We start from the raw sequence: 23,785 nt of genomic DNA, 5'->3' as shown, positions 1-23,785 counted from the left end.
TCATTGTGGGCGGCGGGCGGTCTCGACGCGCTGCTTGAGCGCTTGATTGAAGGCATCGAACCCGGTGTGGGTGTTCTTCAGTGTGCCCTTGAACAAGACGACGAGGAGACCTGAGAAGCGCTCGCTGTGGGTGAGGTGAGTGCTGCCGTCGGCGTTGGCGGTGAGGACGAACGAGTGCTCACCGTCGAAGAGTCCACCGAAGCCGAGTTTGCCGAGCCAGCGCAGTTCCTGGCCCGGGTCTGCGGTCAGCACGGTGGGCTTGAAGGTCATGCTGCGTCCCCCGGGAGGGCTCAGGTGCACGACAAGCTTGGTGCCGACCTCAGCGGTGCCCTCGATGCGGCGCATGAACGGGTTCCAGTCCTGATAGGCGGCGAACTCGGTGAGAACCTTCCACACGGCCTGCGGGCTGGCGGCGATGTCGATCGTGGTGCTGATGACTGTACCCATGGTTGGCTCCGTCCCAAGTGCGGCTAACCCTGTTAGCCGCTTTATTGACTAACAGCGTTAGCCTGACGATCTCCGGCCGGCCGTGGTACCGCTCGAGCAAGGGATCACTCGTAGAGGTACCGGCGCGCGCCGATCCGGTTACGGCGAGCGGTGGCCGTGCTCGCCTGGGCCGGCGGAACGCAGTGCCGGCGATCGCCCGCCTGGTTCAAGCTGAGCGGGGGTGAGCCGCCACGCGAGATGGGGGTCAGTGGTCGTCGGGGTCGATGTAGCGGTCGGGGTTGGTGGCAGTGTTGTGGGGGCCGTGGTCCGACGGCAGATCGTGCAGCCATCGGCGCAGGCCAGGGTCGGTGGTGAGGGTCCAGGCGGGGTCGGCGGGGTGCTCGTCGTGCAGGCCGGTGGCCACGGGCACAGCGGTGGGCACCCCGGCGAGGGCGTCGAGCAGGCTAGCCTCACGGCGGCGGTGCGGCACGCGCAGCAGGACGGGGTATCGGGGGCCGAACTCGGCGAGGCGCTCGTAGGCGCGCAGCTTGCGCAGCACCCTGGCAAGCGGTTCGGTGCCGTTGTCGTGTTCGAGGAAGAAGCCCACGGTCCGGCCGCCGGCGGTCCAAATGCCGTGGCCGTCGGGGCGGATCTTGGCGAGAGCGTAGGCGGCGGTGGCGTGCTGCTCGGACCACCAGCGCCGCAGGTGGGCGCGCGAGTCGGTGCGGGTGTGGGCGACCAGGTCGACGAAGAGTTGGTTGACGCCGAGCAGGTGCCGCAGCCGAGGGCTGCCGATGATGCGTGCGGTGCGCTCGATGCTGCTGCGCGGCGGTCGAGCGTCCGGCCGCTCGGGGTCGGTGTAGGTGGTGGGATGTACGAGCATCCCGAGCGGGCCGAGAGTGTAGAGGTGCTGGCTGTCGCCGGTGGTGACGTCAACGAACCGGTGCACGGCGTCGATGCGGTGCAGGGTGTCCAGGCGCAGGCAGGCCGAGCGCTCCGACGGAAACAGTGCCCGGGCGATCTGGGCGGTGGACAGCACGTAGTGCTCAGCGAGCCATGGGAGAAGCTCACGGTCGAGCGGGGTCAGCCGCCGCAGTTGCGACAGTCGCTGAGATTTGTTGAACGGCGTTCGGGATGTCGACTGACGGAACACGGGAATGGAGCAATCGCTGCTCATGAGGAATCTCCTCAGGGAATTGAAGTAAGGAACCCCTCCTTGGGAGGAAGTCTGGAAACTGTCGCCGCTGATGACGGTGGGCAGTCATCCCGCCGGTGGCCGGCCCGGACAGGTTCGTCGAGCAACCCGTCCGGGCCGTGCCGCCGGAACCGTGACCGGCAGGTCCACACCGAGCCCCGGTCGATCGTCAGTTTGGGCAGCAACCGGGGGGTTCGAGATTGCCTCGGCAGGCCAGCACGATCCCGCCCCTCACCGCGCTGACGCCTGCGCCGTCCTGCGGTCTGCACCCTGTGACGGCGATCGGCATCGGTCAGCGGCATCGTCGGACCCCGGCACTCCACCACCGCGCTAATGGGAACTGTCGACTCAGGACGTTAGCGCTTCGCCTCCAAGGCGGAGCGTTCCCATCTGGCCAGGTCGGCGGCGGCCGCGTAGGTCGAGCGGAGGAACTCGGTCAGCACGGCGTCGGGATCGGGCGCGTTGGCGACAGTCTCGTAGGGCAGCACGCACTCCCGCAGGTCTTTGTCGTAAAAGGCGGCCGTGCGCTCTGGATAGCCCGGCGGCTCCGGGTAGGCGTACGCGTAGAAGGCGCCCTCCTCGCCGCCGCCCGGCCAGAAGCCGAAGCTCGCCAGCTCGTGCGAGTAGCCCTCCTGCATCACCGCCGGCGGGCAGTTGGGCACGCCGCCCGGGTGGGCCGGAGCGACGCGGCCGGAGAAGCGCGTATAGGCCAGATCCATCGCTCCCCAGAAGAAGTGCACCGGGCTTGCCTTGCCCACGAACTCCGAGCGGAAGCGGCTGAGGACGCGTTCGGCCTGCGAGAGTTGCTGCCAGAAGAGATGCGCGGCCTCCCCGTCGTACGACTTGTTCTTGTGGTCGTCGGCGAAGGGGATCGCGATCTCGACCTCGTTGGGAATCGCATGGATCTGCGGCTCGAGTCCGAGCGCGGCCAGCGCCTCGAAGGTTTCGCCGTAGAACGTCGCGACTGGCTTCGGTTCGAGCGCGATGTCGCTCGAGCCGCCGTCACTGGTGCGCAGGCGAAGCCGGTGATCGAGGAAGTCGAACTCGATGTCGAAGGCCCCATCGCGGTACGGCACCGACGACGTGGTCAGACCGCGCGCGGTCGGATAGAGCGTGACGTGCCACCAGTGGTTGACCGCCGGCGCGTAGGCCATCCGGATCTTGCCGATGATCTGGGTCCACATGTGCAGCGTGTCGCGGGTATCGGCCCAGTCCGCCACGCGCAGCCGGGGCCATGACCCGGTGATCGCGTTCTGCATCGCCCTAACCTCCCCAGCCGGTCGAGGTGGCAGCCGTGACGTTGGAGATGACCGGACAGCCGTCGGCGTGCAGCCGCTGGATCACTCTGTTGCAGGTGGCGGACTCGGCGAACGCGCCGTGGACAAGGACGATCGTGGGTTTCATCCCAGTACCTTTCATCGGGTCGACAGAAGGGCGGACAGGAAGTTGGCGGCCTGGCGGATCGCAGCCTCGGCCGCTCGGATTCCGCCGCGGCACCGCGGACGCACTCGGCGGCGTGCAGGCAACGCCCCGCCTCGAACGTGACAGTGTCTTCTGGCCCTCGTACGCCTTCGTCTTGGTTCCGCTGCTCATAGCGGCCTCCGTCGCCGCCATGCTCGGTCGTTCAGTCACTGACCCTGCTGTGGGCCTGGTACACCAGGTCCTGATACTCGGGGTGCCTGTCGATCCACCCCGCGATAAATGGGCAGGTGGCCAGGACCAGGAGGTTCGCGGCGCGCGCCTCGTCGAGGGCGGTGCGGGCCAGTGCTGCCCCGACTCCTCTGCCTTCGTACTCCGGCGAGACCTCGGTGTGTAAGAACGCGACGAGTTCCGTGGTGCGGATGTACTGCACGACGCCCGCGACCTTGGACTCTCCCTCGATGCGGGCCTCGTATCGCTTGGCCTGGGGGACGTCACTCACGGTTACTGCCACGTGTCCTCCATGTGTCTTTAGCGTGGATCTCAAGCCACGCTGGTTCGGTCGAGTTGAGGCATCACTTAATGTCACCGGCCTCCTGGGCCGACCCGATATCAGGACCTGGTTGACAACGCGTCGTTGGACGTCACCAAGTTGAGCGGGCGCAGGCGTCTCCGCGTCGTCTCGGTGAAGCGCGGCGATGCTGCGGTCACCACCCAGTGTGCGTCAGCAGCCGGCCGCGACCAGTGACACGGTGTCACATGCGGTGATGACACGGCGCCACTACCGGGTCGGCTGCGTCCGCGCTTCGAGGCGGACCGTCCACCAACCAGTCATCGAAGTCGAACGGGTCAACGCCGACCACCGTCCTGCCGGCGGTCGCCGGGTCCCGGCCCGCACGAGCCGCTCGCGGCGCCTGGGTGACTTGCATCCCAACCCCTTGCCGAAACGCGCCCCTGAGTTGAGAGTTCAACTCAGCGGCGAGTCGTGCCGCGCGAGCAACGGAAGGGCATGTCATGACCAGGCAATTGACAGGGCGTAGCTACCGCTTCGACCTGGGCGACCTGAAGGTGCGGTTCACCTTTGATTCGCCAACCCAGGGCAGCTTCGTCGTAGTGCAGGGCGCGGGGCTCGCCCCCGACGGTCACGCTGAAACGGTGGTTCTGAACCTGCGGGAGATCCGTGAAGGCGTCTACCTGAACTCCTGGACCGAGGCGAGCGGGGCCACCGTCACGCACCTGGAGGACTTCGAGAACGGGACGGTCTATTCCAACGTGACCGTCGACGGCAAGCTCTACAACTTCGTCGGAACGATCAGGGAGGCCTGAACATGACCCAGCACCCCGCCGCCCAGGACGATCAGGCAAAGCGAAACACCGAAATCGTGCTCACCGCGATGCGAGAGTTGTTCGCGGAGAAGGATCTCACCGCGATCGACCGATACTGGGCCGAACCCTATGTCCAGCACAGCCCGCAGATGCCCAACGGGCTTGACACCTTGCGCAACGTCGTCCCGGGGCTGGAGGGCTTCTCCTGGGAACCGCAACGGGTCGCCGCTCAGGGCGATCTGGTCTTCACCCACAGCATCGTCCGTGGCTGGGCCCCGAACCCTGTGGCCATCGTCGACATCTTCCGGCTGGAGAACGGACGGATCGTGGAACACTGGGACGTCGTTCAGGACATCGTCACCGCCGAAGCCTCTGCCAACGGCAACGCCATGGTGTAGGCCCGGAAGGTCGACATGCCGGTGCGTCGACGCGAAAATGAACACCGTGACCATGCGACGTGACGACGACCCCGACCGGGCCGCAGTATGGCAGGACTTCGTGCTGGCGGCCCACCTCCTCGAGGTCGCGCTGGAACGACAATCCCAACGCGACGGGAACATCTCGCACGGGCACTTCAAGTTGCTGGTCCTGCTCAGCGCAGCGAAGAATCAGACGCTGGGCCTGAAAGCGCTCGCCGGCATGCTGCGCTTCTCGCCCAGCCGCGTCAGCCACACGCTGAACGTGCTGGAACGCCAGGATCTGGTCACCCGGGGTCGGGTGCCAACGGGGCGACGTGCCTACGAGGCCACCTTGACCTCGCAAGGTCGGCTGCTCGTGGTGCGCGTGCTACGCGCGCAACGTGCAGACATTCGAGACGTCCTTTTCGATAGCCTGGGCCCAGCTGATGTCGCCGCCCTCGGCAGGATCAGCGCGCGTGTTGTTCGAGTGTTGGACGAGGCAGAAGCCTAGTGCGGATCCTCAGCCGGTCCTGAGCCGTTCGGACAGCTCGCAGACCGCCGCCTCGTATCGGTCGTCGGTCACGCACGGCTGATGACCGCACATCGGGGGCCAAACCGTGTCACGGCCTCGGGCATCGAGATCCTGCGGATCCCGAAGCCGGCGGTCCACCTCGGACCGCTGTCGCAGGGCGTCGTCACCCCCGCGTCCGGACGTGAAGATCCAGCCGCCGATGGGATCGGTGTCACGCCACAAGTTCACCCAGCGCCAGCCCAACCGGCGGCCGGCCTCACTCAGCACATCCCTGCCCACGTACGCCGGGAACAGGGTGCTGTAGAAGCGTCTGAGCGGGGAACCGTGCGTCAGCAGGGCGACCCTGGAGAGCACGGACGGCTCTAGTTGCAGGATGCTCGCCAGAGCGAGTACCGAGCCGTGGCTGTGCGCCGCTACCAACACGTACCTCCCCTGCCGGACCAGCATGCTGATGCGGCACGCGAGTTCGGGCACGGCGCGCTCGGCGTAACACGGTGGGGCGAAGGGGTGAGCGGCGCGCGGCCAGAACATCCCGAGGTCCCAGAGCATGCCGATGTAGCGACGAAAAGTGGTCGTACGGTAGGCGAACAGCCCTCCGACGAACAAACCGACGAACAGCAACGCCATCAGGTAGCTGCCCAACTGGGTGCCCGCACTGACGAAATCGGACGGCAGGCTGACCAGGCCCTCCACGGCGACACTCGGCTGCAGCTCGTCGAGGGCCAGAACTGTGAAACCCAGGCTCAGCGCGACGAGGCAGCAGTAGGTCAGCCCGAGCGGGCACAGCCGTTCCGTGAATTGCGCCCGGGCGATTGCGTCGCGCACCTGTGCCCGCCGTCGGGCCGTCCTCGCATCCGCCTCAGGGAAGTCACGCGCGACGATGCCGTCCGCTGTCCGCCGTCGGTGCGTCCAGGTGAACAGCACCATCACCGCACCCGCGACCGCTGCGCCAATGACCGACACGAAGAAGCCGAACATCGTCCACTTGTACGGCAGAACGGGGCTGGTGGGCAGCACGTCGGGGGTGGGCAGGTCGCGGTCGAGGTAATCCGATACGCGGTAGTTGAACTCGGTGGCGAAGCTGACCGCCAGTCCCACCGCCAGACACGCGAACAGCGGCGCACCCGACCAGCGCAGCCTCCCAAGGCTGCCATCCCGGCCCACCAGTGCCGCGATCCCGAGCAGCGCCAGCAGGACGCCCTGCGTCCCGAAGAGCAGGACGACCGCGACATCGTGACCGGGCAGCCCGTTTCCGGCGGGCCACTCGCTGCGGTCGAACGCGACCCGCCCGATGACGGCGATCGTCACCACCACGCCAGTCGACCGCAGGGCACGGACCACCCCATCGACCACCGGGGTGCCGGCTACGGCGTCGATCACCGAAGGTACGCACAGCAGTACGACACTGGCGACAAGGACGAGCACGGCGCAGAACGTGAGCAGGACGGTGAGAAGGCTCGGTCCACGAGCAGCCCACAACGCCGCAATCACACTGAGATCGAGCACAGCGAGACCGGTCGCCACATGGATGGAGCGAAGTCGCACCACTCCCGGCGTGGCGTCATGTGTCCCGATCGAGCCCAGTGGCGTGTCGGCCGGCCCACCCCTAGGAGGGATGAAGTTGTCGTACCAGCGACCGCACCGGGAGCCCACCAGCCACAACACCCAGATCGCGGCGACGGGCACCAGCGCTAGCAGCGCAATGCGCAATCCGACCGGCTGACCGCCGAGCCAGGACAGCCAGGTCCGGCCCCCGAGGCAACTACCCAGCGACATGCACTTGCAGGCGAGCAGGTCCAACGCCACACCGACGAAAGACAAGACGTACAGGGCCGTGAGGCTCAGGCCGACCAGCCTGCAACCTACCCAGACCACACCGCCGCTGACCTTCGCCCGCGGCCGCATCCATGCCGCCGCGTTGCATGCCATGAACGGCAACAGCAACACCAGCGACAGCGTCCTCGCGGCGGCTCCGCTCCGCAAATCGCTCCACCGGTACGTCTCCAACAGCACGCCGCAGGCGCCTCGGGAGTCACCATAACCTCTGCGGGGCCGGTAGAAGCCGCCCTTGCTGTCGCCGGCTACCCGCTGCACGTGCGGCCGATCCAGGATGTCATCCGCGCCGGCACCCAATACGCCGTGCACCCGCAACTCAACGACGTCACCCGGCGGATGGCACCCACCCGGTGCACGGCACGGCGACGATTCCGGCATCCTTACCTCGCAGGCTGGGACAGACCTCGGAGCGAAGCGCTGGCCAGCCGCGCATACCCGAACAGGCCTATTACAGACGGGGCTGCGCAGATTTTCCGTGTTTGACCCGGTGTGGTCCGTTGGACAGGACGTTGACCCCTGTCCGGGAAGGGGGGCACGTCTTGGCAGATAAGAACAACGTGGTTCAGCTTCCGCAGCCGACGGCAGGAACGCACCCCGAGCAGCACCTGCGCGACGGCCAGGGGTCAGCAACTCCGCATCGGAGACTTCGGCGGCGTACCGGTCCGGCGAGGACGTCCCGAGCCAGTCATCGATCTTCACGTAGGTGCGGTCAGAGTCATATTCATACCTCTGCGGTATACCGCTCAACGGCGCGTCCGCCCCGACGGAGGCGACCGACGGTCACTGCCGACCGCCGGCTGCGCCCACAGCCCCAGCCAGATCAGGACTTACTCGTCTAGGGGATCGGCCCGTCGTAGTCCATCCAGAAGTCGACGGCGTCGGGGCGTGGGCGGGGTGCCATCCCGCTGCCGCCAGCGAACTCCATGACGTGGTCGGGTGCTTGCTCGACCGTCGGCCAGGCCGGCAGGCCTGGTGCGTTGGGGTCGCCCGTGCGGACAAAGCTGACCCAGTACGCGCTCATCTGGTCGCGGAGCCGGTAGTCGGCCTCCGTGTAGTCGGCGGCGCTGTCGGCGCCGAGGTTGTCGTACGCGTACGCGACCTCGGCGCCGTGGTAGGCGCCGTACTTCTCAAGACCCTTCTCGGGAGGGATGTGTGAGAAGAAGTAGAGGTAGGCGTCCGACTCACCCGTCTGCGTCTGCAGCTGAGCCCAGCGCCGCATGGCTCGGGTCATGATCTTGTCGGTCTCGACCCGCAGGAGCGACTCGAGAACCTGCTCCGCTGTCTCCCCTGGATACAGATCGAGGAACCGATCCGCATCCTCACCGTATGTCTCGCGCGCGGATGACCGGTACTCGTCGACGTCCGTGTCCGGTGGGCTGGCCAGCGCGAGCGAGGCCTCGTCCGCGTTGCTGCCGACCAGGGTCGGCACGTCCAGTTGGTCTCCGGACGCGTAGGTCTCCGCCGGCGATCGTTCGAGCACGTGGCCGTCGACGGAGGGCTGCCAGTGCGCATCGAGCGCGCCCGCCGCGTCCAGGACGCGCTCGACGGGCATTTCGCGCATCTCCTCGATGGTCGCCCCTCCCAGTTGCTTGCTCAGGCGGCGGCCGGCATCCTCTGCCGCCTCGCGTGTGTCAGTCTGGTCGCCGCGTTCGGTGTTCCCCGTGGTGCCCATGCACCCTCCGCTGCCGGCGATGATGCCGTCCACGAGGTCTTCGGCGAGGGGTGTCGCACCGAGGATGCAGACGCTCTCGCCCCCGGCGGATTCGCCCGCGATCGTGACCTGGTCGGGGTCGCCGCCGAATGCCGCGATGTTGTCGCGCACCCACGACAGGGCGGCGATCTGGTCGAGGATCCCGTAGTTGCCCGACGCGTCGTGCGCGGACTCGGCGGACAGTTCGGGATGGGAGAGGAAGCCGAGTACCCCGAGCCGGTAGTTGATGGTGACGGTGATCACCTCGCCCCGGGAGGCGAGAGCCTCGCCATCGTAGAGGGGGAGGGCGCCGGAGCCGGTCGCGAAGCCGCCGCCCGGGATGTAGACGAGCACGGGAAGCTCCTCCGAGGCGGGTGTCGTGCTCCGCCAGATGTTGAGGGAGAGACTGTCCTCGCTCACGGGATACGGATTGAGGAGCGTGTCTTCCAGGGGCACCTCCACGATCTGCGAGAGCGCCCGCGTGAGGAACGTGGAGGTGCCCTGAACCGGAACAGCGGAGAACCGGTCCGCGGTGAGCACGCCCTCGCGCGGCTTCAGCGGCTCGGGCGCACGCCAACGCAGATCCCCCACCGGGGCCTGCGCGTACGGGACGCCCGCGAAGACCTCGACTGTGCGCTCGTCGTTGTAGACGCCGGTGATCGGCCCCTGCTGCGTCTGCACCGGCCCGGACGGCGAGCGGTCCTCGCCGCCAGCGATGCGGGTCTGCGGCGGTGGATAGGCGAACACCGCCGCCGCGAAGACGAGCGTCCCGGCGAGCAGCCACGCACCTGTCCGGAGCAGCGCGTGCCCTCGGGCCCACCAGCGCACGGTCGCACCGAGCACCACGAGCAGCCCCACGACAAGTACCCAACCCCACCACGGACTTCGGTTGAGCCACGCGAGCACGAACGCGATAGCCGTCAGCGGGAACAGGGGGACCCAGGGGCGGAGGGACCTCGCAAACCGTCGGCGCCCACCAACCCTGGCACCCTCCTGGACGACACCGATTGGGCGCGGTTGCTGCTCGCTTCCCACTCTTCACTCCTGTTGCTGGATTGAGAACCGACACATGTTTCGCGCGAAGCGCTTCACTGGCGGGCGCACAATGACGCGTCGCCTATCAGCGGACACCCTGCCCCCGCAACAGGGTCAAGCGCGGCGGCGGAGGGTGGCGGCGAAGGCGACCCAGGCCAGGGTCGTGCGAGGTTGGCCTGCGGTGTCCCTCGACAACTTCCAGGGTCGAGGACTTCCCGGCTCCGTTGGTGCCCAGCAGCGTGTAGATCTCGCCGGGCCGTACCTCCAAGGAGAGGTCCTTCACGGCGTGGAAGTCACCGTAGGTGAGGTTCAGCCGTTCGACTTCGATGACAGGGTGTGGTGGGGCATGTATCCATGACAGCGCGGGCGTGGCTTACCCGTCAGTGACACCGTGTCACCTCCGCATGTGACGTCGTGTCACTGGTCGTCACCCCTTGCTGCCGGATACTCGGGTCGCGTCCGTGGGTGGTTGCGGTAGGCCATCCCGCCTGCCGTCGACCCCGGCAAGCCGCTCCCCAGGGCGGGTGGACAGCAGACAGTGAGGATGGTGGGGTGGGTCGGGTACTGTCCGGATCATGCAGTGCTTCGCCGCTGGGCGCATCCGCTTCTGAGGGGCGGCTCGATCTGAGCCGCGAGTTGCCCGACCTACCGGTCAGGTCGGGCTGTTCGACGCACCCTCAGACGAAAGGCACTGAGCACCATGAATCTACGTCCGTTTCGGTCATCCGACATGGAGCCACTGCTCGAATTGACCATCGCCACCTTCGGCCCGTTCTACGAGGACTCGTTCCGGTCGATCGTGGGCGACGCCATCATGGCCAACCAGCATGGCACCTGGCGTGAGGACTACCGCGACATGTGGGTCGGGCTGCACGACCCGCAGAACAACAAGCACGTTGTCGTCGTCGAGGACGGCGATACGCTCCTCGGATTTGCCGCATGGCAGATGAACCCGGACAAGCGCAGCGGCGAGATCGACATCATCGCCGTGGCGGTGGATCAACGCCGGCACCACGTCGGCACGGCGCTATGCACACATGCCTTCGAAGCGATGAAGCACGCTGGGGTCGAGGTCGTATCGATCGGCACGGGAGGCGACCGGTTCCACGACGCGGCCAGGGCGTTCTACGACAGTCTCGGCATGACCGCCCTGCCCTTGGTCCACTACTACATGGCCCTCTGACGGCGTACCGGTCGGCCGTCGATTGCGGCCGACCGGTATCCCAGTCTCATGAGGTCGAGCCCCCGACCGATGACCAAATACAACGCCAGGTGGTCCGTCCCACCGGACAGTGCGCCGTCGATACCGGGGCTACCGTTACGGGCATGATGGTGCGTACGCGCTGGATGATGCCCCACCCTCCGGAGGTGTTGTGGCCGGCGCTGTGCGATTCGCGGCTGGAGTTGCAGCCCCGGTGTCCGGTCTTCTACCTGGGTACGCCTCGGCCGACGACGTGCCGCCTGCCGGACGGCCCGGGTGAGGTGGGCGCCGCCCGGCAGTGTGTGTCCGAGCAGGGTGTGGTGCGGCAGCGGATCACGACGTGGGAGCCGCCGGCCCGGTTGGCGTTCCACATGGAGTCGACCGATCTGGGCTTCCACCGCTTCGTCGACCAGCTCGGTGACGTGTTCGAGTTGGCCCCGACAACGCGCGGCACCCAGGTCACCCGGACGACGACGGTGATGGTGCGGGGGTTCGGCCGCGCGGCTCTGTATCCGGCCCTGTGGGTCGGGTTGAAGTCGGTACACCGCTTCGTGTTCCGCAACTGGCAGAAGATGCAGTTGTCGCCCCCGGCGCTGGGTCGACCTCGATGATCGACCCAGCGTCGGTGCCGGACATGGCGACTGTGTCCATGGAACGTATCGAGGATCCCGCCAGTTTGTTGACCTGGCTCGCAGACCGCCCTGATCATGAAGCGGGGGGCGGCGGGGTAGGCACCACGTGTGGCGTGGCCCGCTGTCGGCAGTGCCGGGCCTGATCGAGGGACGTGGAGGACGCTACTGGTTCTCACCGACGAATCTGTGGCCCGAGGATCGGTCCTGGATGGTGTGGACGGACTACGACCTGCAGGGCAGCAAGGTCAGCGGATCGAAGTCGCTGATCGAGGCCGTCGAGCGTCACCCCGTTCTCGAGACGACTGCCTGGTCGGCCCGGCGCTGACGGACGTGGTGCAACCGGCTCGTCCTGCCGGGCGGGGGAGTCGGTCTTGCCGGCGAGCTGCATCATGGGCGCGTGGAGGGACGCGAGCGGCTGTATCGAAACACCGCCAAGGTGCGGCGCAACAGGATCATCTTCGCTGTGTTCGGCGTGCTTGTCGTGTGGGCCGCGCGGGCGGCAAATGCTGATCCTGACCATCATTTCCACAACAAGGCTCCGCTGTACGGGTTGGTGGGCGTGGTCATGGTTGTTGTCTCCCTCATTGCTCTCCTTGCTCTTCTGTGGCCCTTTTTGATCGAGGTGGATGCCGATGGGCTGACGCTTCGCCTTCGCGGGTTCACGACGCGACTGCCCTGGGAGTCGGTCGAGTCGCTGACGGTGGTGAAGGTCGGGGAGAGTTGGGATCGGGGGAGCCTGGAGATTCGCCTGGCTCCCGGCGTCCGGCTCAGAGGGCGGTCGGCCAGAAAAGACGACGGGCGGCGTACGTACTCGTTGCTCTCCCTCGACGACTTCACGGTCGACGCCGAAGAAGTGATAGCGGTGCTGCGCCGGTATGGCGGCGGCCGGGTTGATGCCCTGGAGTACCTCCAGCACCAGGCCACCCGGCGGGCCGTCGCCCGCTATTTTCAGGGCGGAACGCTCCAGGTCGATCCGCATCTGGCGGCGTATCTGGCCCAGCAGCGCCGCATCGCGGACGAGGCGTCCGGTGCCTCCAACTCCTCGGACCTACCGGACAGCCGGTGAACCCCGGCTCACCACTTCCCGCCCCACCAGAGCGCTATCGTCGCCAGGGCGCCCACCAGGACGATGCATCCGAGCCCCGCGCAGATCAGTGCGGCCATGCCAGTAAAGGCTCCGGTGTCCACGGCCGGACTGTAGTTCCCGGATCCGGGCCTGAGCGCGTCGGGTCGACGACGCGAGCAGCACGCCCCGTCATGCTGGGTGCGATGACGGGCCGGGGAGTTGGACTTGCCGGCGAACTGCACCTGTCCGGAATCGTTCAGGCGCGAAACGCCTGGATGGCGAGCGCGGCGAACCGTCGGGAGGCGGCCACCCGGGCGTCCGTCGAGGTGGCGTGCAGGCCGCCGTTGGCCATCAGGATGAGGATGAGGTCGTCCAGGACGAAGTCGGGCCGCAGGTGGCCGGTGCTCCTGGCCCGGCGTGTCAGTTCGGCGAGTGAGGCGAGGGCCGCTTCGCGCTTCGCGGCGAGATCCATGGCGTGCGGAAAGGCCGTGGTGAACGCCGTGGTGTAGCCCCGGTCCCGGGCGTGCAGCTCGCAGAGCTTCTCGATCACCAGGCACAGGCCATGCCACGGGTCCGGGTCGGCGAGCCCTTCGTCGACGATGACGTGGCACGCGTCCATCTGCTCGGCGAACGCCTCGGTCGCCAACGCCTGCTTGGTGGGGAATCGGCGGTAGAGAGTGGCGGGGCCGACACCTGCCCTACGGGCTATCTCGCGCATCGGCACGTCCATGCCGTCGGTGGCGAACATCGTCCGGGCGGCTTCGAGGATCCGCTGGCGGTTGTCCAGCGCGTCCGAGCGCAGGGTTCGAGTCAATTGCTCCGTCACGCTCTCACTTTAGCTAAACGGACGCCGGCGTCCACTACCGTTCGTGCTGATCACCTGGCGATTCGGATCGAGGAGAAGCAGACCAGTGAAGGCAGTCACGATCAGGGAGTTCGGCGATCCTCGCGGGTTGGCGGTGACCGACATCCCTGACCCGGTTGCGGCTCCGGGACACGTTTTGATCACCGTCGAGGCGGTCGGTGTGGCGGGTGCCGACGTCATGATCCGAAGCGGTGCTCTCGCCGCCTACGGCTTCCGGGAGGGTCACATCCTCGGCGGCGAGGTGGCGGGGACGGTGACCGCCGTGGGCGAGGGCGTCGACCCCGGGTGGATCGGGCAGCGTGTGTGGGCGTTCACCGGCACCGGCGGTGGGTACGCCGAGCAGGCGGTCGCGCCGATCTCGGAGGTCCTGCCCCTCCCGGCGGGCCTCTCCGTCGTCGATGCCGTAACGCTCGGCAGCTCCGGGGTCGTGGCCCACTTCGGTCTCGTCCACGCGCACTTCTCGGACGGGGAGACCGTGCTGGTACGCGGTGCGGCCGGCAGCATCGGGATCATGGCGGTGCAGCTCGCGAACCGCTGTGGCGCCGGCGTCGTCGCGGTCACCACCTCGTCGCCCGAGCGTGGTCGTCGGCTGCGCAGCCTTGGCGCGACCCAGGTGCTGGACCGCTCCGGGGTTGGAGGCCCGGACGGTCCCTCCGGCTATGACGTGATCATCGACGTGGTCGCGGGTGACGGCATGCCCTCGTTCTTCGACAGGCTCAACCCCAACGGCCGTCTCGTGGTCGTCGGCGCGGTCGGAGGCCAGCCGCCAGCAGACTTCGGCGCGAGGCTGATGACCGCATTCCAGAAGTCGATGTCGTTCGCCACCTTCAGTGCCGCGACGGTGCCGGAACCCGCCCGCCAGGCCGTGCGGCGCGACCAGTTCGCCGCCGCTGCCCGTGGCGAACTCCACGCCGTGGTGCACGAGGTGCTGCCGTTGCAGCAGGTGGTCGCGGCCCACCAGAAGATGGACGCCGGCCAGGTCTTCGGGCGAATCGTCCTCACCCCGTGACCCTCTCTGGTCGATGATGGAGTTGTGGCGGGTGATGAAAGCCGCTGCACACCAGGTTCCGGGCACCACAACTTCATGATCGACGCGGGCGGCTGGTCGGCGGCGACACGACGGACAGGCCGCTCCGGATGTCGAGAACGGCCGGGCGGCTCCGTCCTACGGGAGAATGCGGCGACCGTGACCGCACCGCACCCGAGGAGATCCAACATGGCGATCCAGCGGATGGACAACGTCCTCATCGTGGTCGAGGACCTCGACGCTGTCATTGCGTTCTTCGTCGAGCTCGGCATGGAGGTGGAGGGGAGGGGGCCGGTCGAGGGACGGTGGGTGGAGCGGGTCATCGGGGTCGATGACGTCCGGCAGGAGGTCGCGATGCTGCGGACCCCGGACGGTCACGGCAAGGTCGAGCTGGCGATGTTCCACACGCCGAAGGCGATCAGCGTCGAACCGAGGGACGCTCCGGCGAACACGCTGGGCATCCGCCGCATCATGTTCGCCGTCGACGACGTCGAGGACACGGTTGCCCGCCTGCGCGGCCACGGGGCCGAACTCGTGGGTGAGTTGGAGCGGTACGAGGACGTCTTCCGACTCTGCTACGTCCGCGGCCCCGAGGGCATCATCGTCGGGCTGGCCGAACAGCTTCGCTGAGCACCGCCGCAGTCGTTCAGGAACCACAACTTCAGGGATGTAGGGGCCTCACGGGCGGGGGAGACCACTACATCCCTGAAGCTGCTCGGATCTTGACGCCGGTGCGCGGTGCGCGGTGCGCGGTGCGCGGTGCGCGGTGCGCGGACCCGGGCGGGTGGCGCGGTGCGCGGCACGTCAAGGGTCAGGCGAGCAGGGTGCCGCCGTCCACGGTCACGATCGTGCCGGTGGCGTACGTCGACCGGAGGAGGTAGGCGAACGCCTCGGCGACCTCCTCGGGTTCGCCCACCCGACGGAGCGGCAGTGACGCGCTGAGCTGGGCGTACATCTGCTCTCGGGTTTCCTCGGGCAGCGAGTCCCACAGCGGTGAGCGGATGACGCCGGCGGAGACGGCGTTGACCCGGATCGGGGCGAGTTCGACGGCGAGCGAGCGGACCAGCGCGTCGATCGCCCCGGTGATGCCGGCCGCCACCGACCAGCCCGGGTTCGGCCGGTGGTTGGCGGTGCCGGTGGTGAGGGTGATCGACCCGCCGGGCCGCAGGGACGGCAGTGCCGCGTTGATCGCCGCCAGCGAGCCGAAGTAGCGCAGGTCGAAAGCGGTACGGGCGGCGGCGAGGTCGAGGGCGTCGACGGACATCAGCGCGAGCGGTTCGCCGGCGGTGTAGACGAGGTGGTCGAACGGGCCGAGCCCCTGGAACAGGCGGGACACGTCGGCGGGGTTGGTGAGGTCGGCGACGTACCCCTGGGTGCCGGTCGGCAGGGCGGCGAGGGCGCGGTCCACGCTGCGCCGGTTGCGGGAGGCGACCACGACGCGAGCCCGCGCGGAGGCGGCGTCTGGCTTCCTGATTACGCTGAAGGCATGTTCCGTGCGGCTCGGTCTGACGACTTCGCCCAGATCATCCGTCTCTACCGGCAACTGAACCCGGACGACCCGGTGCTCGACGATGGGTCCGACGAGGTGGCCTTCCACCAGATCGTGGACACACCAGGGCTGCACCTGTTCGTCCTCGACCTGGACGGGATCGTCGTCGCCACGACGTACCTCAACGTGATCCCGAACATCAGCCGGTCGGCGTCGCCGTACGCCGTCATCGAGAACGTCGTCGTCGAGGAATCCCGTCGGGGCACCGGTCTGGGTCGGCAGATCATGGCCGGCACGCTCCAGGCCGCCTGGGATGCGGGCTGCTACAAGGCGATGCTGATGACGGGCTCGCGTACCCCCGCGACGCACGCCTTCTACCGTGCCTGCGGGTTCTCGGCCGACGTCAAGACCGCGTACCTCGCGCGACCAACCTAGGCGGGGAAGGTCTCGCGCAGCGCGGAGTCCAGCGATCGGCCGGTCGTCGGCTCGATGAACAGCTCGGCGAGCAGGAGGTCGGCGAGGTAGGTGGGGTTGACCCCGGACTCCTTGCGCGCGAGGGCCTGCAACGCGCCGCCGAGTCGCAGGGCGGCCTGTGCCGCGCCGGTCGGCAGCCGGGTGATCCGGCGGCGTCGGCCGACCGCCTCGGCGATGCCCGCGAGCATGTCGTGCCAGGTGAGATTCTCGTCGGCGACCGGGATGTCCGCGCCGCTGGCCTGCTCCAGGGCGTCGGCCGCGACCTCGGCCACGCTGCGCGCCGAGGCCGCGGCGCTTCCGCCGGTCGGCGCCACCAGAGGTGTACGCGAGCGCGCCCACCGGTCCAGCGGGCCGGCCCAGTTCGGCAGCCGGTCGCCGGCCCGACCGAAGACGAAGGGCAGTTCGAGTACGGCGACCGGCAGACCCAGGCCGGCGGCGGCGCGCCCCTCCCGGGCCTGCTCCAGGCGGCAGCGGATGTACGTGTGCCGCTCGGCGAGCCGCCACTGCGGATGCAACCGGTCGAAGTAGGTGTAGTACGAGCCCATGAGGACCCCACGGGTGAGGCCCTCCGCACGGGCGGCGGTGAACAGGCGTACCACCGGGTCGACGTTGTCGCGGCGGAACTGCGGGTAGATCGGCTTGGGCAGCGGCCGCTGCTCCTCGGTCCGGGTGGCGTACACGACGCCGTCGTGACCGGCGAGCAACGGCCGCAGGTCCTCGATCGAGGCGGACCCCACGTCGAGCAGGTGGTCGACCCCCGGATGGGCGGTCCGCGCCACCGCAGTTGTGGCATGGCCGCGCTCACGCAGCACCTCCACCACGTGAGCGCCGATCAGGCCGCTGCCACCCACCACGAGAATTCGCACGCCACATCGTCCACTCTGGAGCCCCGTGCTTGTCAACCCACGACCACCGCTGCCGAACGAGCGTCGGTCACTGCTTGTTCTTCGCCACGTTGTAGATGTCCAGGACGTCATCGTCGAAGTAGGGGCCGTACATGTTGCCGGAGAACTTGTACGACATCACCGAGTTGACGAACCCGAACCGGAGGTCGTTGTCCCAGGCACGAAGGAACGGGCCGCCGCTCGCGCCACGGTTGAGCGGACAGTTCTTCAGCTTCACCCGCTGCGCCCCGGCGGCCTTGATGTTGCCCTGGGCGAAGTGCTGTGACTGGCCGTCGAACGGGGGCTCCGCCGGGTAGCCGAGCAGCATCGCCAGGAGCGTCTTGGACTTGTTGACACTGAGCCCCTGCCCGCCGGTGACGTGTACGAGCCGGTCGCCGTCGAGCGGGTGCATGGTGACGAACGCGAAATCCCACCAGAGGAAACCCCAGTCGACCCAACCCTCGACCGAGGTGAACTCCTTGGCGAACCAGAGGCCGTGCAGCGGCTCGCCGTTGGTGAACTCCGGCGCGTACGCCCAGTTGTCGAACCAGACGGACCCGCCGTCACCGGGGTGAACGCAGTGACCGGCGGTGGACACCAGGTTCGCCTGCGGGTTGTTGATGGTCGCGCCGGAGCAGAAGAAGTCCTCGTTGTCGTGCGTGAAGAAGACCCGGCCGACCCCGGGTGAGGCGTTCACCGCCTGGGTCCCCTGGCTGCCGCCCCCGGCGGCCACGCCCAGACCGGCTGCCTCTGACCGGGGGGCCGTCGGCTCCGCGACGTCGCGTGGCGCACCGACGCGGCCGGGGCGGTCGACAGCCTCCCCGTCGGGAGCGTCGACCCCGTCCGGCATGGGGGCGGGCCGTGCCGCTCGCATCCGCGCCGGTGTCCAGTAGGCGTTGCCCGCCGACGCCGCGGTGGCCGCGTCGGTCGACGGCCGTCCGTTGATGGTGGCGCGCGCCTCGGCCACCGTCGCGGATCCGTTCGCCCCGGCGGTGCCGGCCCGAGCCGGGGCCTGCGCGACGGTGACGCTGGCCAGCAGCATGATGCCCACCGAGGCGAATCCGAGTTTCCTGCGCACGAGACCTCCCGGGAATGGCGGCCGGAGGCGGTCCGCTCCGACGTCGCGCCGTCCACGCTAGGCGTACGCGTGCGGTCCGCAGTGGTCGTGTCGTATACGTTCAGTGACGGGTGCCTGACTGCGAAACGCGCCGGTGCGGATGCGGCGGCGCGAGGTGCGACCACAGGGCGGTGCGGCGAGAATGGACACCCGGAGGTGATCGAGCATGGGCGATCAGCAGAGCGTGCCCCGGTTGGGTTCGGTGGTGCTGGACGGCACCGACGCGCGGGTGCTGGCCGAGTTCTACCGGCATCTGCTCGGCTACGTCTACCGGCCCGGAGACGAGCCACCAGCGGCCGGTCAGGACGACGAGCGTGGTCGCGACTGGCTGGTGCTGAGGTCCCCCGACGGCAGCACCCAGCTCGCGTTCCAGCAGGTGGATCACCTGCCGGAGACGACCTGGCCAGAGAACGACGTACCTCAGCAACTGCACCTGGACCTCACCGTGGAGTCCGTCGAGGAGCTGCTGGTCCAGCACGAGCGCGTCCTGCGCCTCGGCGGCCGGCTGCGCTACGACCGCATCGAGGATCCCGTCGAGCCGCTGCGCGTGTACGCCGACCCGGCCGGTCACCCGTTCTGCGTCCTCGTGGGGTAGTCGCGGCGAGGGCACCGCCCGCGCCCCCCGCATGGCATAGGTTCGACGTGCTGGACGTCATCGCTGCGAAACGGGGACGAGGATGCCGGAACCGCGCGCCTTCTGGCTGGACGAGCAGTTCGACCGCGAGCACGGCGCCGCCGGACGCGGCCGGTACGAGGCCGAGGTGCTCCGCCGGATCGACGAGTTCGCCGGGACCTGGGGTGACTTCGCGCCGGTCGCGTTCGCGGCGACGGCCTGGCGGGTGGCCACCGAGCTGTCGCCGGGCTTCGTCCGCTGGCATCGACGGATCATCTCGGCGACCTGCGCGCGCAGCCCGTGGGACGGCAGCATGGTCTGTGCGGTCACGGTGGTCTCCGGCTGGCCCGCCGAGCTGACCTGGACCAAGCAGTGGCAACGCGACCGCGGTTGGCGGGACTGGCCGCAGCTGTTCGGCCAGTTCACCACACCCACCGAGCAGGACGAGACGCGCAGCCCGCATCTTCGCGCGCTGCTTCAGGTGGACGCGCCGCTTCCGCTCGACGACCTGCCGCCGACACCCGACGGACCGGACGACGACGTGGTCGCCGCAGCGCGTCGGGCGGTCGTGGTGCTGGCCCGGGACCTCAACGACCTCCTGGCACCGATGATCGGGCAACTCGACGCCGGGGTTCCCGCGGACTCCTGAGACCAACGTGCGGGCACACCGTCGACCCGTCCCGCCGGTAGGGTCACCCGGGTGGACCTGCACGACACTGCCGCTCGGCTCGGAGTCCCCGTCGAGGAGGTCGAGCGCGTCGAGCAGCTCGCCGGCGATCGACAGTCGGTTCCGCTGCCCGCCAAGACCGAGGCTCCCGCGCTGCTCGATCGGCTCGCGGTGCGGCCGGACGACGCCGCCGAGATCATGGCGGGCTGGCCTGACCCCGCCTCGCCACTGTGGACGCCGGAGCTGCGCTGGCTGCTCGACCGGTCGATCGCCCTGGTCCACGCCGACCTCGGCGGCCACGGCTGGCTGGTGCCCGGTCCGGAGTTGCCCCGCGACCGGGGTCCCGCCTGGCGGCACCTCTACGTGTACGTGTACCTGGCCCTGGTCGACGTCGCCCGGGGATACCACCGCGATCACGACGTCCCCGACGACGTGTCGTGGCTGAGCCTCGCGGACCTGGGCCGCAACCTCGCGATCGACCGACGGATGCGCGGTGAGGGTTGGTCGGTCATGCAGGCGTGGCTGACGCTGCACGCGCGCGGCAGCGTCTACGAGCTGGGCCGGCTGCAACACCACCGCGGCGACACGGCCATCAGCCTGCACGTCCCCGACGCGGGACCGCTGACCCCGGAGGCGGTCACGGCGTCGCTGGACGAGTCCCGGTTGTTCTTCGCGCGGCACTTCCCCGACGAGCCCTACACCGCGTTCTCCTGCGGCTCGTGGCTTCTCGACCCGCAGTTGCGGGAATACCTACCCGAAGGCTCCAACATCGTCCGGTTCCAGCAGATGTTCGAGCTGGCTCCCTACGAGGAGAAGGACGGTCCGGACGCCGACGTCGAGGTGCTGCGTTTCGTGTTCCGCACCCTGAGCACCCCGCTGGACCAGTTGCCCCGCCGCACCGTGCTCCAGCGCGCGATCGTCGACCACCTCCGGGCCGGCCGGCACTGGCACTGGCGGCACGGCCGCTTCCCGATCTAGCCACACCCACGGCCGGCGAAGGCCAATTGGTTCGGTGGGCCCGGCCCGTCACGGACCGGGCCCACCGCTCGTCAGTTGGTCGTCAGGATGAACCTCTCCCAGGAGCCGACCGACGCGCGGTTCGCGATAAGCGATCCCGCCCCAGCGTTCTCGGCGGCCACGATCTGGCTGTTGACCGTGGCACGCAGACTCACCGTCCCGTCCGAGTTGGTGATGAGCTGGAAGGTCTCCCACGCACCGATCGTCGTACGGTTGGCGACCAACGGCTCCGTACCCGCGTTCTCGGCGGCGACGTACAGCCCGTTGGCGCGTGACCGCAGGGCGATGGTGCCGTTGCCGGCATCCACCCGGTCGAACTGCTCGGTCGTGCCGACGCTGGCCTTGTTGGCGATCAGCGCGCTGGTGCCGACCGCCGACACGTACTGGTTGTTGACCTGAGCCCGGAGGCTGATTCCCCCGGTGGGGGTGTTGATGGTGCCGGTGGTGAAGGTGAACGCGTCGACGTCGAACAGGTAGCCGGATCCACCTTTGAACACCAGGTACAGCGTGGTCGACGCGGTGGGCGGGTTGCTGATCGCGCCGGACACCTCGGTGAAGGTCTCCCAGTTGCCGGTCACCGGCACCGTGACGGTGCCCAGCAGGGTTCCGGTGGCCGACCCGGCCCGGACCTCGATGGTGCCACCCGCGCCGGCCGACGACGCCCGGACGGTGAAGCGGTTGGCGTTGGCCAGGTTGTACGGCTGGTACGAGATCCAGTCGTTGTTCTCGATGAATCCAGCCGTACGGCCGCCCTCGGCGTTGGTGTGGTCGGTGGCCTGGACACCGGACTGGGCGCTGAAGTGCTCGCCCTGGCGGTGCTTCGGTTGCAGCGTCTTGATGCTGTGCGTGGTGAGCCCACCGTTGTCGGTGTAGGCGGCGTCGAAGACCCCGTAGATGTTGGCCGCCGAGTCGTGCTCCCCGTCGGTCGGGACGGTGATCGAGCCGCTGCATCCGTTCTTCGAGGTGATCTGGTGGGCGTGACTGTCGTGACCCAGCGCGTAGGTCAGGCTCACCTTGGAACAGTCGATCGTGCCGTCCTGCGGGTCGCTCACGCTGATCTGGTACGACACCGTGTCACCGAAGCTGAACAGCTGCCCGTCGGCGGGCGAGGTGAGCGTCACCGTCGGGGCGGTGTTGCCGACGGTGACGACCAGGCTCGCCGTGCCGGATAGCCCGGCCGGGTCGGTGACCTTCAACGTGGGGGAGTACGTGCCGTTCGTGGTGTACGTCTTGGTGGGGTTCGCCGCCGTCGACGTCGTGCCGTCACCGAACGTCCACAGGTAGCTCAGCGCCCCACCCTCGGGGTCGGAGCTGCCGGCCGACGAGAAGTTGACCGTCAGCGGGTTGGCCCCCGACGTGGGGTTGGCCGAGGCGACCGCGATGGGGCTGCGGTTGCCGCCACCGATGTACTCGATCCGGAACAACGCCTGGTTGTTCGAGCCGGTGCCGTAGTCCAGCACGTAGAGCGCCCCGTCCGGGCCGAAGGCCATGTCCATGACCTGCGTGCCGGACCACGGGAAGTTGGAGATCTCCCCGCGTGAGCCGTCGGAGTTGACCGCGATGGCCTTGATCCAGCGGCGGCCGTACTCACCGGCGAAGAACTGGCCGTTGAGCGACGCCGGGAACTTGATGCTGGAGTTCAGCGAGGCGTCGTACCGGTAGACCGGCCCGCCCATCGGGGACTCCGAGCCGCTGCCGAACTCCGACGGCGAGCCGGAGTCGCCCGCGTACTTGATCCAGGCCGGCTTCGCCCCGGGCAGTGTGCTGAGCCCGGTGTTGCGGAACGAGTTGTTGGTCGGCCCGCCCGTGCAGTTGTACTTGGACTGCGACGGCCCGGACGGGAAGGTGTATTCATTGTACGTTTCGGTGCTCGTGTTGCTGCCCGTGCAGTACGGCCAGCCGTAGTTGCCGGGTGCCGCGATGCGGTTGAACTCGACCTGACCCTGGGGGCCCCGGCTGGAGTTCGTGCTGCCTGCGTCGGGGCCGTAGTCGCCGAGGTAGACCACGCCGGTCGCCTTGTCGACGCTCATCCGGAACGGGTTACGCAGACCCATCGCGTAGATCTCCGGGCGGGTGCCGGACGTGCCGGGCGCGAACAGGTTGCCCGACGGGATGGTGTACGTGCCGTCCGCCTGCGGCTTGATCCGCAGCAGCTTGCCCCGCAGGTCGTTGGTGTTGCCCGCCGAGCGCTGGGCGTCGAACTGCGGGTTGCGGTTGGTCCGCTCGTCCAGCGGCGCGTAGCCGGACGACTCGAACGGGTTGGTGTCGTCGCCGGTGGTCAGGTACAGGTTGCCGGCGGCGTCGAAGTCCAGGTCGCCGCCGACGTGGCAGCACTGCCCGCGGTCGTTGGCGACCTGGAGCACGATCTTCTCGCTACCCAGGTTGAGCGTGTCGTCGGAGTTGAGGGTGAACCGGGACAGCCGCAGGTGCCCCTTCCACCGGTCCCAGTCCGACGACGAGCCGGTGGTCGGGGCGTCCCCGGACGGGGTGCTCAACGTGGGCGAGTAGTACAGGTAGATCCACCGGTTGGTGGCGAAGTTGGGGTCGACGGCGACGCCCTGCAACCCTTCCTCGTCGTGGGTGTAGACGGACAGGGTGCCGGAGACCTTGGTGTTGCCGGCCACGTCGGTCACCCGCAGGACGCCGTTGCGGGCGGTGTGCAGCACCGAGCGGTTGGGCAGGACGGCCAGGGACATCGCCTCGCCCAGCTCGGCCGAGCCGGTGGCGAGTTTGACCTGTTGGTAGTCGGAGGCGGGAATCACCGCTGCCTGCGCGGCGGTGGAGGGTGCGGCCACGGCGAGGGTCACACTCGCGACGGTGGTGACCGCCGCGACGAGTGCCCGGGACCAGCGCCGGGGGTTCGAAAGCATGATCGT

At 68.5% G+C, this 23,785-nt stretch carries 26 protein-coding genes; 13 read left to right on the top strand and 13 right to left on the bottom strand.

Features of this window, described 5'->3' with window-relative positions; all coding sequences use genetic code 11:
• The 5 genes from ABGB10_RS12560 to ABGB10_RS12540 all read right to left on the bottom strand — a co-directional run bounded on the left by ABGB10_RS12560 (position 1) and on the right by ABGB10_RS12540 (position 3,554).
• Positions 1 to 447, bottom strand: coding sequence for an SRPBCC domain-containing protein (locus ABGB10_RS12560; protein ID WP_347661042.1), 447 nt, complete (start codon positions 445 to 447; stop codon positions 1 to 3).
• A 244-nt stretch (positions 448 to 691) separates the two neighbouring features.
• Complete coding sequence (locus tag ABGB10_RS12555; protein ID WP_347661041.1) at positions 692 to 1,603, bottom strand: replication-relaxation family protein; 912 nt, start codon at positions 1,601 to 1,603, stop codon at positions 692 to 694.
• Between the two features lie 374 nt (positions 1,604 to 1,977).
• The gene (locus ABGB10_RS12550) at positions 1,978 to 2,880 is read right to left on the bottom strand and encodes a DUF5996 family protein (protein ID WP_347661040.1); all 903 of its coding nucleotides are present in this window, start codon (positions 2,878 to 2,880) and stop codon (positions 1,978 to 1,980) included.
• A 4-nt stretch (positions 2,881 to 2,884) separates the two neighbouring features.
• The gene (locus ABGB10_RS12545; RefSeq protein WP_347661039.1) at positions 2,885 to 3,025 is read right to left on the bottom strand and encodes a hypothetical protein; all 141 of its coding nucleotides are present in this window, start codon (positions 3,023 to 3,025) and stop codon (positions 2,885 to 2,887) included.
• A gap of 220 nt (positions 3,026 to 3,245) precedes the next feature.
• A complete protein-coding gene (locus ABGB10_RS12540) occupies positions 3,246 to 3,554 on the bottom strand; it encodes a GNAT family N-acetyltransferase (RefSeq protein WP_347661038.1) in 309 nt (102 codons plus the stop codon).
• Positions 3,555 to 4,054: 500 nt separating this feature from the next.
• On the opposite strand from ABGB10_RS12540, the gene ABGB10_RS12535 reads away from it, so the two are divergent.
• Genes ABGB10_RS12535 through ABGB10_RS12525 form a run of 3 tightly spaced genes read left to right on the top strand, consistent with a single transcriptional unit; the run spans position 4,055 to position 5,275 of the window.
• Positions 4,055 to 4,366: a hypothetical protein gene (locus ABGB10_RS12535; RefSeq protein ID WP_347661037.1), complete on the top strand. Its 312-nt coding sequence runs from the start codon at positions 4,055 to 4,057 to the stop codon at positions 4,364 to 4,366.
• A gap of 2 nt (positions 4,367 to 4,368) precedes the next feature.
• Complete coding sequence (locus tag ABGB10_RS12530; protein ID WP_347661036.1) at positions 4,369 to 4,764, top strand: nuclear transport factor 2 family protein; 396 nt, start codon at positions 4,369 to 4,371, stop codon at positions 4,762 to 4,764.
• 46 nt (positions 4,765 to 4,810) lie between these two features.
• Entirely contained in the window at positions 4,811 to 5,275 is a 465-nt protein-coding gene (locus tag ABGB10_RS12525; RefSeq protein WP_347661035.1) for a MarR family transcriptional regulator, read from the top strand.
• 9 nt (positions 5,276 to 5,284) lie between these two features.
• On the opposite strand, the gene ABGB10_RS12520 is transcribed toward ABGB10_RS12525, so the two are convergent.
• From ABGB10_RS12520 to ABGB10_RS12510, 3 genes are all read right to left on the bottom strand, one after another.
• Positions 5,285 to 7,441 carry a hypothetical protein gene (locus tag ABGB10_RS12520; protein WP_347661173.1) on the bottom strand — a complete coding sequence of 719 codons (2,157 nt, stop codon included), beginning with the start codon at positions 7,439 to 7,441 and terminating at the stop codon, positions 5,285 to 5,287.
• 526 nt (positions 7,442 to 7,967) lie between these two features.
• On the bottom strand, positions 7,968 to 9,680 hold the full coding sequence (locus ABGB10_RS12515; RefSeq protein ID WP_347661034.1) for a carboxylesterase family protein: 1,713 nt from the start codon (positions 9,678 to 9,680) through the stop codon (positions 7,968 to 7,970).
• Between the two features lie 262 nt (positions 9,681 to 9,942).
• Positions 9,943 to 10,140, bottom strand: coding sequence for an ATP-binding cassette domain-containing protein (locus ABGB10_RS12510; RefSeq protein ID WP_347661033.1), 198 nt, complete (start codon positions 10,138 to 10,140; stop codon positions 9,943 to 9,945).
• Between the two features lie 447 nt (positions 10,141 to 10,587).
• Between ABGB10_RS12510 and ABGB10_RS12505 the strand changes: the two genes are divergently transcribed.
• The 4 genes from ABGB10_RS12505 (at position 10,588) to ABGB10_RS12490 (ending at position 12,756) form a co-directional block, all read left to right on the top strand.
• Positions 10,588 to 11,040, top strand: a complete 453-nt coding sequence (locus tag ABGB10_RS12505; protein ID WP_347661032.1) for a GNAT family N-acetyltransferase — start codon at positions 10,588 to 10,590, stop codon at positions 11,038 to 11,040.
• 143 nt (positions 11,041 to 11,183) lie between these two features.
• Complete coding sequence (locus ABGB10_RS12500; protein WP_347661031.1) at positions 11,184 to 11,669, top strand: hypothetical protein; 486 nt, start codon at positions 11,184 to 11,186, stop codon at positions 11,667 to 11,669.
• A gap of 151 nt (positions 11,670 to 11,820) precedes the next feature.
• A complete protein-coding gene (locus tag ABGB10_RS12495; protein WP_347661030.1) occupies positions 11,821 to 12,015 on the top strand; it encodes a hypothetical protein in 195 nt (64 codons plus the stop codon).
• Between the two features lie 72 nt (positions 12,016 to 12,087).
• Positions 12,088 to 12,756: a hypothetical protein gene (locus tag ABGB10_RS12490; protein ID WP_347661029.1), complete on the top strand. Its 669-nt coding sequence runs from the start codon at positions 12,088 to 12,090 to the stop codon at positions 12,754 to 12,756.
• A 256-nt stretch (positions 12,757 to 13,012) separates the two neighbouring features.
• On the opposite strand, the gene ABGB10_RS12485 is transcribed toward ABGB10_RS12490, so the two are convergent.
• Positions 13,013 to 13,582, bottom strand: a complete 570-nt coding sequence (locus ABGB10_RS12485) for a helix-turn-helix domain-containing protein (RefSeq protein ID WP_347661028.1) — start codon at positions 13,580 to 13,582, stop codon at positions 13,013 to 13,015.
• Between the two features lie 85 nt (positions 13,583 to 13,667).
• Here ABGB10_RS12485 and ABGB10_RS12480 point away from each other — a divergent pair, with 85 nt between their 5' ends.
• Together ABGB10_RS12480 and ABGB10_RS12475 are read left to right on the top strand one after the other, a co-directional pair.
• Complete coding sequence (locus tag ABGB10_RS12480) at positions 13,668 to 14,630, top strand: zinc-dependent alcohol dehydrogenase family protein (RefSeq protein ID WP_347661027.1); 963 nt, start codon at positions 13,668 to 13,670, stop codon at positions 14,628 to 14,630.
• A 207-nt stretch (positions 14,631 to 14,837) separates the two neighbouring features.
• A complete protein-coding gene (locus tag ABGB10_RS12475; RefSeq protein WP_347661026.1) occupies positions 14,838 to 15,278 on the top strand; it encodes a VOC family protein in 441 nt (146 codons plus the stop codon).
• Between the two features lie 181 nt (positions 15,279 to 15,459).
• On the opposite strand, the gene ABGB10_RS12470 is transcribed toward ABGB10_RS12475, so the two are convergent.
• Entirely contained in the window at positions 15,460 to 16,245 is a 786-nt protein-coding gene (locus tag ABGB10_RS12470) for an SDR family oxidoreductase (protein WP_347661025.1), read from the bottom strand.
• Here ABGB10_RS12470 and ABGB10_RS12465 point away from each other — a divergent pair.
• The gene (locus tag ABGB10_RS12465) at positions 16,135 to 16,572 is read left to right on the top strand and encodes a GNAT family N-acetyltransferase (protein ID WP_347661024.1); all 438 of its coding nucleotides are present in this window, start codon (positions 16,135 to 16,137) and stop codon (positions 16,570 to 16,572) included. The genes ABGB10_RS12470 and ABGB10_RS12465 overlap by 111 nt on opposite strands.
• On the opposite strand, the gene ABGB10_RS12460 is transcribed toward ABGB10_RS12465, so the two are convergent.
• Both ABGB10_RS12460 and ABGB10_RS12455 read right to left on the bottom strand, forming a co-directional pair.
• Complete coding sequence (locus ABGB10_RS12460) at positions 16,569 to 17,477, bottom strand: NAD(P)H-binding protein (RefSeq protein WP_347661023.1); 909 nt, start codon at positions 17,475 to 17,477, stop codon at positions 16,569 to 16,571. The genes ABGB10_RS12465 and ABGB10_RS12460 overlap by 4 nt on opposite strands.
• A 67-nt stretch (positions 17,478 to 17,544) precedes the next feature.
• A complete protein-coding gene (locus tag ABGB10_RS12455) occupies positions 17,545 to 18,573 on the bottom strand; it encodes a hypothetical protein (protein ID WP_347661022.1) in 1,029 nt (342 codons plus the stop codon).
• 205 nt (positions 18,574 to 18,778) lie between these two features.
• Between ABGB10_RS12455 and ABGB10_RS12450 the strand changes: the two genes are divergently transcribed.
• The 3 genes from ABGB10_RS12450 (at position 18,779) to ABGB10_RS12440 (ending at position 20,870) form a co-directional block, all read left to right on the top strand.
• Positions 18,779 to 19,207, top strand: coding sequence for a VOC family protein (locus ABGB10_RS12450; RefSeq protein ID WP_347661021.1), 429 nt, complete (start codon positions 18,779 to 18,781; stop codon positions 19,205 to 19,207).
• An 82-nt stretch (positions 19,208 to 19,289) separates the two neighbouring features.
• Entirely contained in the window at positions 19,290 to 19,874 is a 585-nt protein-coding gene (locus tag ABGB10_RS12445) for a hypothetical protein (RefSeq protein ID WP_347661020.1), read from the top strand.
• 51 nt (positions 19,875 to 19,925) lie between these two features.
• On the top strand, positions 19,926 to 20,870 hold the full coding sequence (locus ABGB10_RS12440) for an acyltransferase domain-containing protein (protein WP_347661019.1): 945 nt from the start codon (positions 19,926 to 19,928) through the stop codon (positions 20,868 to 20,870).
• Positions 20,871 to 20,941: 71 nt separating this feature from the next.
• Here ABGB10_RS12440 and ABGB10_RS12435 read toward each other — a convergent pair whose 3' ends face one another.
• Positions 20,942 to 23,779: a PQQ-dependent sugar dehydrogenase gene (locus ABGB10_RS12435; RefSeq protein ID WP_347661018.1), complete on the bottom strand. Its 2,838-nt coding sequence runs from the start codon at positions 23,777 to 23,779 to the stop codon at positions 20,942 to 20,944.
• Between the last annotated feature and the right edge of the window lie 6 nt (positions 23,780 to 23,785).

This window comes from Micromonospora sp. B9E7, assembly GCF_039871815.1.
In the GTDB taxonomy this organism is placed as follows: domain Bacteria; phylum Actinomycetota; class Actinomycetes; order Mycobacteriales; family Micromonosporaceae; genus Micromonospora.
Note: the sequence above shows the minus strand (reverse complement) of the source record. Positions and strands in the feature narration are given on the sequence as shown.

What these genes read in the sequence shown, in the direction of transcription:
- ABGB10_RS12560 (WP_347661042.1), bottom strand. Translation starts at nt 447, where the DNA reads ATGGGTACAGTCATCAGCACCACGATCGACATCGCCGCCAGCCCGCAG.
- ABGB10_RS12555 (WP_347661041.1), bottom strand. Translation starts at nt 1,603, where the DNA reads ATGAGCAGCGATTGCTCCATTCCCGTGTTCCGTCAGTCGACATCCCGA.
- ABGB10_RS12550 (WP_347661040.1), bottom strand. Translation starts at nt 2,880, where the DNA reads ATGCAGAACGCGATCACCGGGTCATGGCCCCGGCTGCGCGTGGCGGAC.
- ABGB10_RS12545 (WP_347661039.1), bottom strand. Translation starts at nt 3,025, where the DNA reads ATGAAACCCACGATCGTCCTTGTCCACGGCGCGTTCGCCGAGTCCGCC.
- ABGB10_RS12535 (WP_347661037.1), top strand. Translation starts at nt 4,055, where the DNA reads ATGACCAGGCAATTGACAGGGCGTAGCTACCGCTTCGACCTGGGCGAC.
- ABGB10_RS12530 (WP_347661036.1), top strand. Translation starts at nt 4,369, where the DNA reads ATGACCCAGCACCCCGCCGCCCAGGACGATCAGGCAAAGCGAAACACC.
- ABGB10_RS12505 (WP_347661032.1), top strand. Translation starts at nt 10,588, where the DNA reads ATGGAGCCACTGCTCGAATTGACCATCGCCACCTTCGGCCCGTTCTAC.
- ABGB10_RS12500 (WP_347661031.1), top strand. Translation starts at nt 11,184, where the DNA reads ATGATGGTGCGTACGCGCTGGATGATGCCCCACCCTCCGGAGGTGTTG.
- ABGB10_RS12475 (WP_347661026.1), top strand. Translation starts at nt 14,838, where the DNA reads ATGGCGATCCAGCGGATGGACAACGTCCTCATCGTGGTCGAGGACCTC.
- ABGB10_RS12465 (WP_347661024.1), top strand. Translation starts at nt 16,135, where the DNA reads ATGTTCCGTGCGGCTCGGTCTGACGACTTCGCCCAGATCATCCGTCTC.
- ABGB10_RS12450 (WP_347661021.1), top strand. Translation starts at nt 18,779, where the DNA reads ATGGGCGATCAGCAGAGCGTGCCCCGGTTGGGTTCGGTGGTGCTGGAC.
- ABGB10_RS12445 (WP_347661020.1), top strand. Translation starts at nt 19,290, where the DNA reads ATGCCGGAACCGCGCGCCTTCTGGCTGGACGAGCAGTTCGACCGCGAG.
- ABGB10_RS12435 (WP_347661018.1), bottom strand. Translation starts at nt 23,779, where the DNA reads ATGCTTTCGAACCCCCGGCGCTGGTCCCGGGCACTCGTCGCGGCGGTC.